The 15958-nt window shown below is 67.8% G+C and carries 13 protein-coding genes; 7 read left to right on the forward strand and 6 right to left on the reverse strand.

The features are described from left to right. Positions 1-60 precede the first annotated feature (60 nt). Positions 61-864, forward strand: a complete 804-nt coding sequence (locus ACE026_RS09100) for a CoA pyrophosphatase (RefSeq protein WP_486038769.1) — start codon at positions 61-63, stop codon at positions 862-864. Continuing rightward, on the forward strand, positions 861-1751 hold the full coding sequence (locus ACE026_RS09105) for a sulfurtransferase (RefSeq protein ID WP_486038740.1): 891 nt from the start codon (positions 861-863) through the stop codon (positions 1749-1751). Before ACE026_RS09100 ends, ACE026_RS09105 begins: the two co-directional genes overlap by 4 nt. A 3-nt stretch (positions 1752-1754) precedes the next feature. On the opposite strand, the gene ACE026_RS09110 is transcribed toward ACE026_RS09105, so the two are convergent. Beyond that, entirely contained in the window at positions 1755-2324 is a 570-nt protein-coding gene (locus tag ACE026_RS09110; RefSeq protein ID WP_486038741.1) for an N-acetylmuramoyl-L-alanine amidase, read from the reverse strand. Between the two features lie 57 nt (positions 2325-2381). Between ACE026_RS09110 and ACE026_RS09115 the strand changes: the two genes are divergently transcribed. From ACE026_RS09115 to ACE026_RS09125, 3 genes are all read left to right on the forward strand, one after another. After that, complete coding sequence (locus ACE026_RS09115) at positions 2382-2909, forward strand: hypothetical protein (RefSeq protein ID WP_486038742.1); 528 nt, start codon at positions 2382-2384, stop codon at positions 2907-2909. A 107-nt stretch (positions 2910-3016) separates the two neighbouring features. After that, the gene (rlmKL, locus tag ACE026_RS09120) at positions 3017-5161 is read left to right on the forward strand and encodes a bifunctional 23S rRNA (guanine(2069)-N(7))-methyltransferase RlmK/23S rRNA (guanine(2445)-N(2))-methyltransferase RlmL (protein WP_486038743.1); all 2145 of its coding nucleotides are present in this window, start codon (positions 3017-3019) and stop codon (positions 5159-5161) included. A gap of 16 nt (positions 5162-5177) precedes the next feature. Further along, on the forward strand, positions 5178-5714 hold the full coding sequence (locus ACE026_RS09125; RefSeq protein ID WP_486038744.1) for a GNAT family N-acetyltransferase: 537 nt from the start codon (positions 5178-5180) through the stop codon (positions 5712-5714). Between the two features lie 95 nt (positions 5715-5809). Here the strand turns inward: ACE026_RS09125 and ACE026_RS09130 are convergent, their stop codons facing one another. The 4 genes from ACE026_RS09130 to ACE026_RS09145 form a co-directional block, all read right to left on the reverse strand. After that, positions 5810-6145, reverse strand: coding sequence for a DUF3325 domain-containing protein (locus ACE026_RS09130; protein ID WP_486038745.1), 336 nt, complete (start codon positions 6143-6145; stop codon positions 5810-5812). Further along, positions 6142-7758: a PepSY-associated TM helix domain-containing protein gene (locus ACE026_RS09135; RefSeq protein WP_486038746.1), complete on the reverse strand. Its 1617-nt coding sequence runs from the start codon at positions 7756-7758 to the stop codon at positions 6142-6144. Before ACE026_RS09135 ends, ACE026_RS09130 begins: the two co-directional genes overlap by 4 nt. After that, a complete protein-coding gene (locus ACE026_RS09140; protein WP_259260190.1) occupies positions 7755-8114 on the reverse strand; it encodes a DUF3649 domain-containing protein in 360 nt (119 codons plus the stop codon). The genes ACE026_RS09135 and ACE026_RS09140 overlap by 4 nt, the downstream gene beginning before the upstream one ends. Positions 8115-8197: 83 nt before the next feature. Then, positions 8198-10429: a TonB-dependent siderophore receptor gene (locus tag ACE026_RS09145; protein WP_486038747.1), complete on the reverse strand. Its 2232-nt coding sequence runs from the start codon at positions 10427-10429 to the stop codon at positions 8198-8200. A 367-nt stretch (positions 10430-10796) separates the two neighbouring features. Between ACE026_RS09145 and ACE026_RS09150 the strand changes: the two genes are divergently transcribed. Together ACE026_RS09150 and ACE026_RS09155 are read left to right on the forward strand one after the other, a co-directional pair. After that, a complete protein-coding gene (locus ACE026_RS09150) occupies positions 10797-13184 on the forward strand; it encodes a TonB-dependent receptor plug domain-containing protein (RefSeq protein ID WP_486038748.1) in 2388 nt (795 codons plus the stop codon). Continuing rightward, positions 13184-14479, forward strand: a complete 1296-nt coding sequence (locus tag ACE026_RS09155) for an aminotransferase class V-fold PLP-dependent enzyme (RefSeq protein ID WP_486038749.1) — start codon at positions 13184-13186, stop codon at positions 14477-14479. The genes ACE026_RS09150 and ACE026_RS09155 overlap by 1 nt, the downstream gene beginning before the upstream one ends. Before the next feature lie 53 nt (positions 14480-14532). Here ACE026_RS09155 and ACE026_RS09160 read toward each other — a convergent pair whose 3' ends face one another. Beyond that, complete coding sequence (locus tag ACE026_RS09160; RefSeq protein WP_486038750.1) at positions 14533-15825, reverse strand: DUF445 domain-containing protein; 1293 nt, start codon at positions 15823-15825, stop codon at positions 14533-14535. Between the last annotated feature and the right edge of the window lie 133 nt (positions 15826-15958).

Consider the following 15958-nt stretch of genomic DNA (forward strand, 5'->3'; position numbering starts at 1 on the left):
GCAAACACCGGCGCGTTTTTTGTTTCCGTGCATTCGCGTTACTGTTGACCGGTGCAATCGATAAAAGAATCCCCGCATGCCGTGCCCTCTCCCTGCATCGGAATCTGCGCGCTGGATCGCGCCGGTGTGTGCACGGGCTGCCTGCGCACCGTGGACGAAATCACCCGCTGGCGAACCATGAGCCGACCCGAACAGCACCACGTCATGCAGCACACGCTGCCCCTGCGCGAACAACTGCGGCAATCGCTGCGCGGTTCGCTGGCCGAACACGAGCGCCTGCTGCGCGCGCTGCATCCGCTGGACCAGCCGCCGCCTGGCGATGGCTGGAACCGCAGCGAACTGATCGATCTGTTGCCGCCCGGCCCGCCCGTTGAAGCGGCCGTGCTGGCCGGCATCATTCCGCGCGAGGGCGGCGCGCAGGTGCTGCTGACCCGGCGCACCGACACGCTGCGCCATCACGGGGGCCAGGTCGGTTTCCCCGGTGGCCGCAGGGAACCGGAGGACCGCGATGCCGTCGCTGCCGCGATCCGCGAGAGCGACGAGGAAATCGCACTCAAGCACGATCAGGTGCAGGTGCTTGGGTATCTGGATCCATTCGTGACGATTACGGGCTACCGGGTAATGCCGGTGGTGGCCGTGATCGATCCTGCCTTCGTGGCTGTGCCCGAGCCGGGCGAGGTCGCGGAAGTGTTCGAAGTGCCATTGTCCTACCTGATGGATCCGGCCAACCTGCACCACGTCGAGATCGACCACCGTGGCCGCATCCGCCACGTGCTCGAATACGGCTGGCCCGGGCAGCGGATCTGGGGGGCGACCGCCGCCATTCTCTACAACCTGCGTCGCCGCCTGGAGCAGACCGTATGACCACGCCGTTGATCGATGTCATCACCCTCGCACAGGCGTTGGACGAAGGCGCGACGCGCGTCATGGATGCGCGTGCGACGGCCAGTGCCGCCCCCTCGCTACGCGTGCTGGATGCGCGCTTCTCGTTGGCCGATCCGCAGTCCGGTGCGGCGTTGTATGCACAGGGCCATCTGCCCGGCGCGCTGTACGCCGATCTCAACCGGGATCTGTCCGATCTTGGCCGCACCGGGCATGGCCGTCATCCACTGCCGGACAGCGATACGTTCGCCGCGCGCCTGGGCACGTGGGGCATCGGGCCGCAGACCCAGGTCGTGGTCTACGACGCCGGCGACGGCAGCATGGCGGCCGCGCGCCTGTGGTGGCTGCTGCGGCTGATCGGGCATGCACAGGTACGCGTTCTCGATGGCGGGTTTGCGGCGTGGCAGGCCGCCGGTCTGCCGGTCACCGCAGTGCTGCCGCAGGTGACGGCATTGCCGCCGTACCCGGGGCAGTTCGACCGCAGTCGGATCGCCTCGGTGGAGGAGGTGCAGGCGCGTCTCACGCACGCGCCGGGCTGGCTGATCGATGCGCGGGCGGGCGAGCGTTTCCGGGGCGAAGTGGAACCCTTGGATCCGGTCGCCGGCCACGTGCCCGGCGCGGTCAATCGTCCGTTCGCCTTGAATGTGCATGATGGACGGTTGCGCCCTGCGGAGGATCTGCGCGCCGCGCTGCAGCCGCTGATCGGCACGCACGCACCGGACGAGGTCGTGCTCATGTGCGGCTCCGGCGTGACCGCCTGCCATCTGCTGCTGGCGATGGAAGCCGCCGGGCTGGAAGGGGCGCGGATCTATGCGGATTCGTGGAGCGGTTGGGTCAGCGACGCTTCGCGTCCTGTCGCAACCGGCTGATCATCACCCACGCAGTTCCTGCAGCGGCACCGCCGCCAGCACGCGTGGCCACGGGAACATCGGACCCGGATCGCGCTTGCGCGGCACCCGCCGCTCCGGATCGTCGCTGGCCACTTCCTCGCGCGTATCCAGCCACTCATGCCCTGCGATATGTGCCAACGCGGGCAGCGTCCCGCACAGGTGTTGCAGCAGGTCGATCAGCGCCGCGATCTGCGCATCCGGGTAGGTCTCGTCCATCGCCTGGTGGCGGGAATCCCACCAGTGTGGGTAGCGCCCGGTGTTGACCAGTTCGATCCCGATCGAGCGCGGGTTATAGCCACTGACCTGATGCGCGACGCGGTCCAATGACACGTACTGCACGATGCGCCCATCGCGGTCGATGTAGTAGTGGCCACTATTGCCGGTGCCGCTGTCATACAGCACGCGCTCGCCGTACTCGCGTGCCATCGCAAGGTCCGGCAGTTCGGTGCAGTGGATGACCACCAGATCGATCTCGTCGTGCGTGCGGGGCAGCAGCCTGTCCTGGTAGGGCAGGGGCTGTGCATCGATGGCGGGCGGGGCGCGGTCGGGCATGCGGCGATGCTAGCATTTGGGCATGAACGCTCCTATCGATTCCCGCGCGGTATGCGCATGAGCCGCGGCCACTGCATCCTCTCCCATGGCTTTGAAAGCGGCCCGGACGCCATCAAGGTGACCGCCCTGGCCGACGTGGCCGAGCGCCTGGGCTGGACCCACGAGCGCCCGGACTACACCGACCTGGACGCCCAGCGCGAGGTCAGCAGTCTGGGCGATGTACGTGCCCGCCTGCAGCGCCTGGTCACCCTGGCCACCGCCCGTGCCGCGCAGGGCCCGGTGGTGCTGGCCGGTTCCAGCCTGGGCTCGTACATCTCGGCCATCGCCTCGCTGCAGGTGCCGGTCCAGGGCCTGTTCCTGATGGTGCCGCCGACCCGGATGGGGCCGATGCCGGCGCTGGATGCCGCCCGCGTGCCGACCAGCGTGGTGCATGCCTGGCATGACGAGCTGATCCCGCCGGCCGAGGTGATCGCCTGGGCCCAGGCCCGCTCGGCCCGCCTGCTGATGGTGGACGACGGGCACCGCCTGACCGATCACGTGGAGGCCTCGAGCCGGGCCTTCGAGGAACTGCTGGCCTCGCTGTAACCGGGCGTTCCAGCCCACCTCACGTACAATGGCCCCCCGGACCCCGTGCCCGGCTGCTTGCCGTGCCCGTGGGCACCCCCTCTCCGCTGACCTGCGATACCGATTCCGTGAAATTCTTTGTTTCCTGCGCCAAGGGCCTGGAGTATCTGCTCGCCGACGAACTGTTGGCGCTCGGCCTGGACAAGGCCACCGCCACCATTTCCGGCGTCAACGCCGAGGGCGAGCTGGCGCAGGCGCAGCGCGTGGTGCTGTGGTCGCGCCTGGCCAGCCGGGTGCTGTGGCCGCTGGCCGAGTTCGAGTGCCCGGACGAGGGCTCGCTCTACCAGGGCGTCTCGGTGATGGCGTGGGAGCAGCACATCAGCCCCGAGCTGACCCTCTCGGTGGATGCGCATGTGTCCGGGACCGAGATCACGCACGCGCGCTTCGCCGCGCAGCGGGTCAAGGACGGCGTGGTCGACAGCCTGCGCGCGCAGGGCCTGGAGCGGCCGTCGGTGAACGTGGAGTTCCCGGACGTGCGCATCAACCTGTCGCTGCGCAAGGGCCGGGCCACGATCTCGATCGATCTCGGCGGTGGCCCGATGCATCGCCGCGGCTGGCGCATGGCACAGAACGAAGCGCCGCTGAAGGAAAATCTGGCCGCTGCCGTGCTGCTGCGCGCCAACTGGCCGAAGATCCACAGTGAAGGCGGTGGCCTGCTCGACCCGATGTGCGGCAGCGGCACGCTGCTGATCGAAGGCGCGCTGATGGCCGCCGATGTCGCCCCGGGCCTGCAGCGCCACGGCAGCATCCCGCCGAGCCGCTGGTTGGGCTTTGACCGCGAGAGCTGGAACACCTTGATGGCCGAAGCGCGCACGCGCGAAGAAGCCGGCCGCGGTGCGCTCAAGCAGGTCATCCACGGCAGCGATATCGACCCGCATGCGAGCCGCGCGGCCAAGGAAAATGCCGAGACCGCCGGCGTCTCGCACGCGATCTGGTTCGGCGTGCGCGACGTGGCCGATGTGCAGGTGCCCCTGCAGGAAACCGGCTGCGTGGTCTGCAACCCACCTTACGACGAGCGCTTGGCCGCCGATGCCCTGCTGTACCGCCGCCTCGGCGACGCGCTCAAGCGCGCGGTGCCGCAGTGGCGTGCCAGCCTGCTGTGCGGCAGCGCCGACCTGGCCTTCGCCACCGGCCTGCGCGCCAATAAGAAGTACCAGCTGTTCAACGGTGCCATCGAGTGCGCGCTGATCGTCTGCGACCCGATCGCGGTGCCGCAGCGCGAGAACACCGGCCAGCCGCGGGAGCTCAGCGAAGGCGCGCAGATGGTGGCCAACCGCCTGCGCAAGAACATCAAGAAGTTCAAGACGTGGCGGACGCGCGAAAGCATCACCTGCTACCGCGTTTACGATGCCGATCTGCCCGAGTACGCGGCCGCCATCGATGTCTATGAAGAAGACGGCGGTGCCCGCCGCACGTTCCTGCATGTGCAGGAATACGCGGCCCCGGCGACCATTCCGGATGTGGATGTGCGTCGCCGCCGCAACGAGCTGCTCTCGGCGGCGCGCGAGGTCTTCCAGGTGCCGGCCGAGCAGGTCGCGCTGAAGTCGCGCGAGCGTGGCAAGGGCGGCAGCAAGTACGGTCGTTTCGAGCAGCGCGGCGAGTTCGTGCTGGTGCGCGAGAACGATGCGCTGCTGCGCGTGAACCTGTTCGATTATCTGGATACCGGCCTGTTCCTGGACCATCGCCCGCTGCGCTGGCACATGGCGCAGGAAGCCCAGGGCAAGCGCTTCCTCAACCTGTTCTGCTACACCGGTGTCGCCTCGGTGCAGGCCGCCGTGGCCGGTGCGGCGACCACCACCAGCGTGGATCTGTCCGGTACGTACCTGCAGTGGTGCGCCGACAATCTCGCGTTGAACGGCAAGGGCGGCAGCCAGCACCAGCTGATCCAGGCCGATGCGCTGGCGTGGCTGGAAGCCGAACGTCACCGCTTCGACGTGATTTTCTGCGATCCGCCGACGTTCTCCAACTCCGCCCGCGCCGATGACTTCGACATCCAGCGCGAACACGTGCGCCTGCTGCGCGCGGCCGTGGCGCGCTTGAGCCCGGAAGGCGTACTGTATTTCTCCAACAACTTCCGCCGCTTCAAGCTGGACGACGAAGCGATCAAGGAATTCGCGGAGTGCAAGGAGATTTCGCCCGAGACCATCGGGGCGGACTTCGAGCGCAACCCGCGCATCCACCGCGCATGGGAACTGCGCCGCTACGGCGCCTGACCGACCGGGGGCTGACATGGACGACAGCCAGCTCCACGCCGACGGACTGCTGCTGCGTCCGTTCGAGGATCCCGACGCCGCCTCCTTTGCGGCGGCGGTGCGTGAATCGGCCGATGGCATGCGGCGCTGGATGCCGTGGAGCTCGGCCGACTACCGCGCCGAGCAGGCGCTGCAGTGGTTCCAAGCCTGCCGGGACGGCTGGGCGGCAGGCACGGCCTGCGAATACGGAATCTTCGACCAGGACACGGCCGCCTTCGTCGGCGGCGCGGGATTGAACAAGATCCTGCACGACCCCCGGTTCTGCAATCTGGGCTACTGGGTGCGGCAGTCGTGCCGTGGCCAGGGCGTGGCGCCCCGCGTCGTCCGGGCGCTGGCTACCCAGGCGTTCGGGCCGCTGGGCCTGCATCGGGTGGAGATCGTCGTGGCCGTGGGCAATCTGGCCAGCGAACGGGTGGCGGTGAAGGCAGGCGCCGTGCGCGAAGGCGTGGCGCGCAACCGATTGGTCATCGACGGCCGTCCTGTCGCCGCCCATATGTTTTCACTGGTGCCCTGATCGGCAGTCGCGATGCGGCTGCGCACCTGAGGGTGCGGCGGGCGCAGCGCAGCAATTGATCTGAAGGTAGCGCCACGCCATGCGCAGCTGCTCCCTCAGCGCGCGACCAGCGCCACCGCCAGCCCCACCACCGGCAACGCCCACGCCAGCGGCGCGATCCAGCGCGGGCGGTACGGGTACAGCCCGAACGCGATCAGCACGCCGCTGATCGTCAGCGCACCCAGCCACAACACCGGGCCGATCGCCCAGCCATGGTCCAGCACGCACAGCGCGAAGGCGACAGTCAGCAACGTCCACCCCACCCAGCGCCACACCCGCATACGGGAGGCGCTGGCGCCGGCTTTGCCGTGCAGCTCCAGCTGGTGCTTGTCCATGGCCAGCGACAACGCCGTGAATGCGGAGAACGTCAGCGTGATCGCGAACAGCATCATGCCGTGGCCCCCGCAGCAGCGGCCTGCTGGCGGCGCTTCTTCTCGGCCGCGCTCAACGGTGGCTGCCAGCGCTGCATGCGATGGCCGCAGTAGGCCAGCATCGCGCCGAACGCGAGCATGGTCAGATCGAACCCGGCCAGCACCCAGTCACCGGTGCGCAGGGTGACACCCAGATGCGCATGCGTGGTGACTGCGTTGACCACGGGAATCAACGCAAACAGCACGCCTCCCAGGTACAGCTGCCAGGTCCACATCATCCGCTTGGGCCAGAGGAAACCGGCCAGCAATGCGGCGGCCAATGCATAGAAGAACGCATTGACCTCGGCGTTGGCGCGCTCGGCCATCTGTACCGGCAGCAGACGATTGGCCAGGAAATAAGTGGCGAACGCGATCGGCAGGCCGGCCACTGCGCCGATGTTGAGCGCATCGACCAGACGCAGGCCGAAGCCGGTCTTGCCGGACTTGGCGTGCTTGGGGCGTTCCTTGACCGCCCACAGCACCACGCCGCTGGCGACCATCAGGCAGCCGACCAGGCCGGAGAGGAAAAACAGGGCACGCAGGCCCCAATCGGCGAAGCGCGCCAGGTGCAGGCCGTACATGACGCCGCGGGTCTGGGTGGCGCCGCCCGAGGCCGGGCTGGCTTCGATCAACTCGCCAGTCACCGCATTGAAGCGCAGCGACGGGGTATCCACCGACAGGCGCTTTCCATCGCGCTGGGTGATATCCACGATCGCGTTCGCCGCGCCCGGGTGGTACAGCGTGAAGCCAGCCACATCCGCACCCTTCCATTCGGCGCGTGCGCTGTCCAGCAACTGCTGGATCGGCAGCGGTGCGGCGCGTCCTTCGGCCGGCGTCTCGATCTCGGCCAGGCGAGCGAAAGCCTCGCTGAAGAACGCCTCCTCATCCTTGGGATAGGCCACGCTCACGCCCCATGGCAGGTACATGAACATCAACGTGACGATGCCGGTGTAGGTGATCATCGCGTGGTACGGCAGCGCCATGACCGCGCTGACGTTGTGGAAATCCAGCCACGAACGCAGGCCCTTTTCCGGGCGGAAGGTGAAGAAGTCCTTGAAGATCTTCTTGTGCGTGATCACGCCGGTGATGATTGCCACCAGCATGAACATCGCGCAGAAGCCGACCAGATAGCGCGCCCAGTACACCGGGATGTAGTGCAGGTCGAAATGCAGGCGGTAGAAGAAATCACCGCCGCGGGTTTCGCGTGCGGCGATTTCTTCGCCGGTGTTCGGATCGACCGTGGCATCGCCGAAGCGGCCACCGCCGCGCCGGCGGCGCTCGCCTTCCACCGGCGGCTTGACCATCGATTCGGGGTTGCGCCAGAACATGCGCATCGCCGGGTTGCGCGGGTCGGGCAGGGTGACGTTCCAGCTCTCGGCCTGCGGGGCCTTGTGCTGCAGGAAGGTCAGGGCGCGCTCGGCGGCCACATCGGCGGTGACGCTGCTGCGCGGCAGCTCCGGGCGCATCCAGCGGCTGATTTCCTCGCGGTAATAGCTGGCCGTGCCGGCCATGAAAATCAGCAGCAGCAGCCAGCCGACCAGCAGGCCGGTCCAGGTGTGCAGCCAGGCCATCGACTGGCGGAATCCGTTCTTCATGCGACCCCCTGCAGCAGGCGGGTGCCGATCCAGAACAGCGCGGTCGGGATCAGGATGCCGACCCACGCGCGCAGCGCGGTACGGGTAGCGAACGCCCACAGCGCCGCGCAGGCGCACAGCACGATCGCCACCAGCATGCCGGTCAGCACCGCTTGCCCGCGCGCGATCGGCAGCGCGACCGCGAAGAACATCGAGCAGGTCGCGGCCAGCGCGTAGCCGCCGAAGATCGCGGCGAGCGAACGTGACAGGACACCCAGCCAAGGGCGGGTGAAGAAGGAACCAAGACGGTTGAACCTGGCGCTGGCGTGCGGCGTGCTGTCCACGGAAACCTGCTGATCAATCGGGGAAACGGGCATCACCGGCCGCAGCCGGTGATGAGCAATAGTGGCCATCCCTGGCCGTGTTCACTGCGCGTCGCAGTGGTCCCTTGGAGCCGGTGTCAGAGCCTCCAGCGCAGGTTCAACATCACATTGCGCGGTTCGCCCCAGTACACGCCGTTGTAGAAACCGACGTTGCTGAAGTATTTCTTGTCGAGCAGGTTGTTGACGTTGAGCTGCGCGGAGAAATTGTCATTGAAGCGGTAACCGGCGAACACATTGACCAGGTAGAACGCGTCCTGGCTCATCACCGCCGATTCGGTACGGCCGCTGATCGCGTAGTCGGCGCGCGGCTTGGTGCTGTTGCGGTAGATCCGGCTCTGCCAGGTCACGCCGCCGCCCAGCGAGAGGCGGTTCCACTCACCGCTCGGGCGCCAGCTGGTGTTGAGCCGGAACGTGTCCACCGGGTTGGCGGTGTTCTGCGCCACGCCAGCCTGGTTGCGGATGGTGGTGTGCGCGAACCCGGCCGACAGGTTCCAGTTCTCGGTCAGGCTGCCCTGGGCCTCCAGTTCCCAGCCCTTGACCTTGTTGCCCTTGCCGGTGGACCGGTAGGCACTGCCGCCATCGGGCAGCGAGGCGGCCGGCACTGAATCGTCGAGTTCGGCGACATTGTCCTTCTCGCCCTTGAACACGGCGGCGGAGGTGTTCAGGCGGCCACCGAAGAATTCACCCTTCAGACCGGCCTCCCACATGTCGCCGACTACCGGCTCCAGGTAGTCGTTGTTCTTGTCGCGGTAGTCCTGCGGCTGGAAGATATCGGTGTAGCTGGCATAGGCGCTGAACTGCCTGCTGAAGTCGTAGATCAGGCCGACGTAGGGGGTCAGCGAATCGTCCGGCTTGTAGCCGCCGCGGGTGGTACCGGTGCGGTTGCCGGCCGCATCGTGGGTGTAGCGCCAGCTGCGGGTCTCCCAGCTGCCATAGCGCGCGCCGAGCACGGCCAGCAACGGATCGGCCAGCTGCAGGCGGGCGGCCACGTAGGCGGCTTTCTGCGTCAGCTCGTTCTCCGAGGCCAGCCAATCATGCCGGGTGAGCGGCAACGGGGCGACGTCACCGGTCCAGGTGCGCCAGTCCGGTACCACGTCGTAGCCCGGCGGCTGCGTGAATTCCGAGGCAGGCGATTCGCCCTTGCGAACCGACTGGCCCACACCGAGGACCAGCTCATGCTCGCGGCCGAACAGCTGGAAGGTGCCGCTGGCGTTGAGGTCGAACACGTTCATTTCGCTGCGCTCGGCGAAATGCGAGAGGTAGGCGCGCACACCGGTCCCATCCGGCGCGGGATAGCCCTGCGCGCCGTACCAGACGTCACCATCGGTGTTGCGCTTGGCCTGGGTCGCGCTGGCCTTCAACGACCAGCCATTGCCGAGCTGCTGCTCCAGACGCATGAAGGTGGTCTTTTCCAAGATCGGCCAGCTGCTCCAGCTTGCCGACAGGTTGGTCGAGCGCGGCAGGTTGGCCGGCGTGCCGTCCGGGCCCCAGTACGGCACCACGCCCCAGGTCACGCCCTTGGTTTCCGGCGACTGGTAGTCATAGCCCACTTCGAACAGGGTGCTGTCGGTCAGGTCGGCCTGCACGATGCCGTAGAACACATCCTTGTCCAGACGGTACACATCGCGGAAGGAATCGCTCTGCTGCTTGGCGGCGACGAAGCGCGCACGCACGCGGCCGTCCAGTGCGACCGGGCCGCCGATGTCCGCTTCCAGGCGCTGGTTGCCCCAGCGGCCCAGGGTCAGGCCGGCGCTCATCGCCATCTCCTGGGTCGGGCGCTTGCGGACCATGTTGATGGTGCCCGACGGGTCGCCGGCACCGGTGGTCAGGCCGGTCGCGCCGCGGACCACTTCGATGCGCTCGTAGATCGCGCTGTCGGTGTTGGTCTTGAGCGAGCCACCGAAGGTATTGAGCATCCCGTCGATCTGGAAATTGGTGATGCTGTAGCCACGCGAGATGTAGTTGATGCGCTCCGAATCGGTCACCGATACATGCACGCCGGTGACCTGGCCCATCACATCGGACAGCGCGTACAGGCCCATGTCGTCCAAGCGCTGGCGGGTCAGCACGGTGACCGACTGCGGGGTGTGGCGCAGCGACAGGTTCAACTTGGTGGCGGTGCTGGCCTGCTTGACCGTGTAGGCGTTCGGGATCTCGCCATCGGCGGTCACCTTGATCGTGTCCAGCGTGGTCGCATCGCTTGGTTCGGCCTCGGCGAACGCCGGCAGCGCCGGGCCGGCGAGGGCAGCAACGAGGGCGATCGCCAACAGCGATGGCCGGGACAACGGTGAAGCAGACGAGCAGGGCATGGCAACACTTCCAGTGTGGGAGAACGTCAGCGCGCCAGGCACAGCGGCGCTGCCGAAGGCAGCAGGGCAGGCAGGGCAGGCGGATCAGGAGGTGTACACGGGGCGTTGCGCGGGGAAGCCGTCATGCATCCGGGCGCGGATTGGCTGGGCGTACAGTCGATCAGCGAATGATAGTCATTATCATTTCGTTAGACAAGCGTTATGGCACTGTCCAACGCCATGCAAGGCCGTGCGCTGGCGTATGTGTGGAGGCCCGCAGCCACCGTCGTCTGCGTGTCACTGCCGGGCAACATCGCGTCAACAGACTGTGAGGATGTCGTGACACACCGTCGCGCCCACCCCCACTTGTTCGTTCGCGGAGTCGTCAGTGAATCGTTGTGTGCTTGCTGTAGCGGTGTTGTCCGTCCTTACCTTCGCCACGGCCGCCGATGCGCGCGCCGAGGCCGCCACGGCAGGGAATGCCGCGGCCCCCGCCACCCTGGACACGATGATCGTCACCGGCACGCGCGGCAGCAACCGCACGCAGTTCGACACGCTGGCCCCGGTGGACGTGTTCTCCCAAGAAGAGATCCAGGCGATCGAGTCCTCGGACCTCAACGATGTCCTGGCCCGGCTGGTGCCGTCGTTCGTGGTCCAGCGCATGCCGATGAACGACGGGCTGGTGTTCGTGCGGCCGGCCACGCTGCGCGGCCTTTCGCCGGACCAGACCCTGGTGCTGGTCAACGGCCGCCGCTTCCATCGCTCGGCGCTGCTGGGCGCGCGCGGCGCGCAGGGGCCGGACCTGGCCCAGATTCCGGTGCATGCCATCCAGCGCATCGAAGTGCTGCGCGATGGCGCGTCGGCGCAGTACGGCTCGGACGCCATCGCCGGGGTGATCAACATCATTCTGGATGACCGCGTCGGCGGTGAGCTGTCACTGGGCGTGTCCGAATACAGCGAAGGCGATGGGACCGGTCGCAAGATCGGCGGCCGCCACGGCTTCGCCTTGGGCGACAAGGGCAGCCTGTCGCTGTTCGCCGACTGGGACACATCCGATGCGACCTCGCGCAGCCGCCAGCGCGCCGATGCGATCGCCTTCCAGAACGCCCACCCGGATCTGGTCGTGCCCGATCCGGTGCAGCGCTGGGGTCAGCCGGACCTGGAAAACCGCCATTTCGGCTTCAACCTCAACCTGGCCTTGAACGACAGCGTCGACCTCTACGGCTTCGGTCTGTACGGGCACAGCGAGGGCGTCAGCGATTTCAACTGGCGCAATCCCGATGGCACTGCCTCGGTCTACAACCGCAGCCGTGTGTTCCCCGGCTGGGATGCGCGCAGCCTGTACCCGACCGGCTTCAGCCCGAAATACGGCAACGAACAGGACGACCTGCAGGGCGTGCTCGGTCTGCGCGGCTACTGGGGCGAACGCTGGCGCTGGGATGTAAGCGGCTCCTACGGGCGCAACCGCATCGACTACACGCTGGGCAACTCGATCAATGCCTCGCTCGGGCCGGACAGCCCCACCTCGTTCTACCTCGGTCGCCGCTCGCAGGAAGAGAAGAACCTCAACGCGGATATCGTCTATTCGCTGCCGGTCAGCGCGCTGGCCGCGCCGATCAACATCGCCTTCGGCGCGGAGACGCGCGAGGAAACCTACGGCGTGGATGCCGGCGATCCGGCCTCCTATGCGATCGGCCCGGGGGCGGTGACCGGCCTGGCTGGTGGCGCCAACGGTGCCCCGGGCTTCAGCGCGGCCAACGCCGGGCGCTGGAGCCAGCGCAGCCGCGCGGCCTACATCGATGTCGAAGCGCCGTTGACCGCACGCTGGACCGTGGGCGCGGCGACCCGTTACGAGCACTTCTCGGCCTTCGGCGAGAGCGTGGACGGCAAGCTTTCCAGCCGCTTCGAGTTCACCCCGGACCTGGCCGTGCGCGGTTCGGTCTCCACCGGTTTCCGCGCGCCAACGCCGGGCCAGTTGTACACCCAGAGCACCCAGCAGGGCCTGGATACCGTGACCTTGCAGGTGTTCACCACCGGCCGCCTCTCGCCCAGCGATCCGCTGGCGATCCAGCTCGGTGCCCAACCGCTCAAGCCGGAGCAATCGCGCACGGCCTCGCTCGGCCTGACCTGGAAGAACGACCTGGGCTTCTCCGGCTCGGTGGACCTGTACGACATCAAGGTCACCGACCGTTTCAGCCAGTCGGCCTCGTTCGCGGTGCCGGCCGGCGTGCCCAATCCGCTGGCGTACACCTCGGTGAGCTTCTACACCAACGATTTCGACACCACCACCCGCGGTGTCGATGTGGTGGCCAGCCACACCGCCGCACTCGGGGCGGGCCGGCTGAGCACCACGCTGGGCTACAACTACAACCAGACCCAGGTGGACAGCGGTGCCACCGGCGTGGCCACCAATGAAAGCCAGCGCCGCATCTTCGAAGAGCGTCTGCCGCGGCAGAAAGCCACGCTCAGCAGCACGTATGCGTGGGGTCGCTTCAGCGTACTCGGCAAGCTGCGATACTACGGGGCATGGACGGACTCTTCGGGCAACGCCACCGGCGACATCTTCCAGCGCTTCGGGGCGATGAGCTTCGTCGATCTGGCTGTGAGCTGGAATGTCACCGAGCAGCAGACGCTGCGGATCGGCGCGGACAACCTGTTCAACCGCTACCCGGACGAGGCCAGCTTCCAGGCCAGCCGTGGCCTGATCTACTCGCGGAACGCGCCGTATGACACCGACGGCCGCAACCTCTACGCCGAATACCGGATCCGCTACTGATGGACCGGCAACGACGCTATCTGCTGCGTGGCGCACTGGCCCTGCCAGTCGCCGCGGCGCTGTCCGGTGCGAACGCCATGGGCGCTGAGCCGCTGGCGCTGCCGGCCGTGGGCACGCGCACGCCGGCCGAGCTGGCCGCCGACGAAACCTGGTGGGCCCAGGTGCGCGCGCTGTATGACCTCACCGACGAGGTCGTGATGCTGGACAACGGCTACTGGGGCGCGATGGCGCGCCCGGTGCTGCAGGCCTACCAGCAGGCCACGGCCACGGTGAATGCCGGTAACGCCTGGTTCGGGCGGCTCGCGTTTCCACCGCTGTTTGAACAGGCCCGCGTGCGTCTGGCGCAGGTGTTGGGCGTGGAGACCGACGAGATCGTGCTCACCCGCGGTGCCACCGAGGCGATGCAGGTGTTGATCGGCAGCTACCGCGGGCTGTCGCCGGGCGATGGGGTGATGTACGCCGACACCGACTACGACAGCATGATCAGCGCGATGCAGTGGCTGCAGGCGCGGCGCGGCGTGCAGCCGGTGGCGATCACGCTGCCCGAGCCATTCGACCATGACAGCATCGTGGAGACGTACCGCCGCGCGCTGGCGGCCAACCCGCGCGTACGCCTGCTGCTGCTGACCCACGTCAACCACCGCAACGGCATGCTGCTGCCGGTGGCCGAGATCGCCGCGCTGGCCAGGGCGGCCGGCGTGGAGGTGGTACTCGACGCCGCGCACGGTATCGGCCAGGTGGACACGCCGCTGCGCGCGTTGGGCGTGGATTTCATCGGGATCAACCTGCACAAGTGGATCGGCGCGCCGGTCGGCGTCGGCGCGGTGTATGTCCGCCGCGGGCGGGTGCGCGATCTGGATCCGTACATGGGCGAACAGGACCACGACGACATCCGCACCCGCGTGCACACCGGCACGGTCAATTTCGCCGCTTACATGGCGCTGCCGGCCGCACTGGATCTGCACGAGCGCATCGGCGTGGCCAACAAGCGGGCGCGCCTGTTGCGCCTGCGCAATCAGTGGATGGATGCGTTGCGCGGCGACGAACGCCTCCAGCTGCTCGGCTCGGACGACCCGCGCCTGTCCAGTGCGATCACCTCGTTCCGGCTGCGTGGGCAGACCACGATGCGCGACAACACGGCCACCTCGCAGCGGATGGTGAAGCAGTCCGGCGTGTTCGTGGTACCGCGCGAAGGGCTGGCCTCGGGCGCCTGCCTGCGGGTGACGCCGGGCATCTTCAGCACGCCGGCGCAGATGGACGCACTGGTGGCGGCGGTACGCGCGGTCGCCGGCTGACGTACCCAACGGCGCTGGCGGTGTTTGCGCCAGCGTCGCCAGCGGTTATCGCGTTACCAGTGGAGCCACACCGTCAGCGCGTGCAGGATCACGCCGATCAGACCACCCACCAGGGTGCCGTTGAAGCGGATGAACTGCAGGTCGCGGCCGACACTCAGTTCCAGCTGCTCGACCAGATGGCGCTCGTCCCAGCTTTTGACGGTCTGCGCGATGTGCTCGGTCACGCCGCTGCGCAGCCGCGTGGTCAGGCGCTCGGCACCGTCCATCAGGTGCTGGTTGAGCGCTTCGCGCAGTGACGGGTCGGCCTGCAGCGCCTCGCCTACGGAGGCGAGGCTGCGGCGCAGATGGCCGGCCAGCGCGGAGTCTTCACTGGCCAGGTCGGCACGCAGGCTGGCGTGGATGCGTGCCCACAGGCCCTGCACGTACTCCTGCACGGCCGGGTGGTCGATCACCTGCTGCTTGAGCTGTTCCACCTTCTCGGCCAGGGCCGGGTCTTCGCGCAGCCGCTGGATGTAATCGCTCAGCCAGGTTTCGTAATCGCGCCGCAGCGGATGCTCGGGCTGGGCCAGGATCTGCTGCAGTTCTTCCAGCACCGCGTGCGCCAGGCGCTCGGCGAGGGTGTCGCCGATCTCATCGATCGGTTTGACCCAGTTGACCGTGCTGGCCAGCTTGGGCCACTCGCGCTGGATGTAGCCCACGATCAGGGTAGAGGCGCGGTCTTTGACCTTCTCGTTGCCCAGCCATTCGCTGATCCGGGTCAGGCCTTCGTCCAGCACGCGCTGGTGGCGGTTGTCGGCCGTGAGCAGGCCGAGCAGTTCGCCCGCGGTGGCCGCTGCATTCCACTGCCGCAGCTGCTGGATCACAAAGCCCTGGATGCTGCGCCGGACGGCGGCCTCATCGAGGAAGTCCAGCGCCTGCAGCGCCCAACCGCGCGCCATGTCGGCCAGCATGCGGGCCCGCGCCGGCTCGGCCAGCCAGCTGCCCAGGCGGCTGGCCGGATCGAACACCTGCAGCCGGGCCAGCAGGGCCTGCGGTTCCAGGAACTGGTCGCGCACGAACAGCGCCAGGCTGTCGGCAATGCGGTCCTTGCTGCGCGGGATGATCGCGGTATGCGGGATCGGCAGGCCGAGCGGGCGCCGGAACAGCGCCACCACGGCGAACCAGTCGGCCAGCGCGCCGACTGCGGCAGCCTCGCAGAAGGCCGAGACCCAGGCCCAGATGCCGCGTTCGCCGTGCCAGTGGCTGAGCGCGAAGCCGGCCAGCATCGCCACCAGCATGGCCAGGGCGATCAGTTTGAGCCGGCGCAGCTGGGCGCGGCGCGGGTCGGGAGGGGAGGTGGGCGTCATTGCGGCAGTTTAACGACCCCGGCATGAGCAACAGGTAGTGCCTGCCGCTGGCCGGCAACCAGAAACTCCGCGCAGAAGCCACGGTAGTGGGGGGGGGGGGGGGGGGGGGGGGGGGGGGGGGGAAGCCGTTGGC

Source organism: Stenotrophomonas sp. AGC87, assembly GCF_057333975.1.

Bases quoted from the DNA above. Each gene is read 5' to 3' on its own strand.
- ACE026_RS09135 (WP_486038746.1), bottom strand. From the start codon at position 7,758: ATGAAGAACGGATTCCGCCAGTCGATGGCCTGGCTGCACACCTGGACC.
- ACE026_RS09105 (WP_486038740.1), top strand. From the start codon at position 861: ATGACCACGCCGTTGATCGATGTCATCACCCTCGCACAGGCGTTGGAC.
- ACE026_RS09140 (WP_259260190.1), bottom strand. From the start codon at position 8,114: ATGCCCGTTTCCCCGATTGATCAGCAGGTTTCCGTGGACAGCACGCCG.
- ACE026_RS09160 (WP_486038750.1), bottom strand. From the start codon at position 15,825: ATGACGCCCACCTCCCCTCCCGACCCGCGCCGCGCCCAGCTGCGCCGG.
- ACE026_RS09145 (WP_486038747.1), bottom strand. From the start codon at position 10,429: ATGCCCTGCTCGTCTGCTTCACCGTTGTCCCGGCCATCGCTGTTGGCG.
- ACE026_RS09110 (WP_486038741.1), bottom strand. From the start codon at position 2,324: ATGCCCGACCGCGCCCCGCCCGCCATCGATGCACAGCCCCTGCCCTAC.
- ACE026_RS09130 (WP_486038745.1), bottom strand. From the start codon at position 6,145: ATGATGCTGTTCGCGATCACGCTGACGTTCTCCGCATTCACGGCGTTG.
- ACE026_RS09125 (WP_486038744.1), top strand. From the start codon at position 5,178: ATGGACGACAGCCAGCTCCACGCCGACGGACTGCTGCTGCGTCCGTTC.
- ACE026_RS09155 (WP_486038749.1), top strand. From the start codon at position 13,184: ATGGACCGGCAACGACGCTATCTGCTGCGTGGCGCACTGGCCCTGCCA.
- ACE026_RS09115 (WP_486038742.1), top strand. From the start codon at position 2,382: ATGAGCCGCGGCCACTGCATCCTCTCCCATGGCTTTGAAAGCGGCCCG.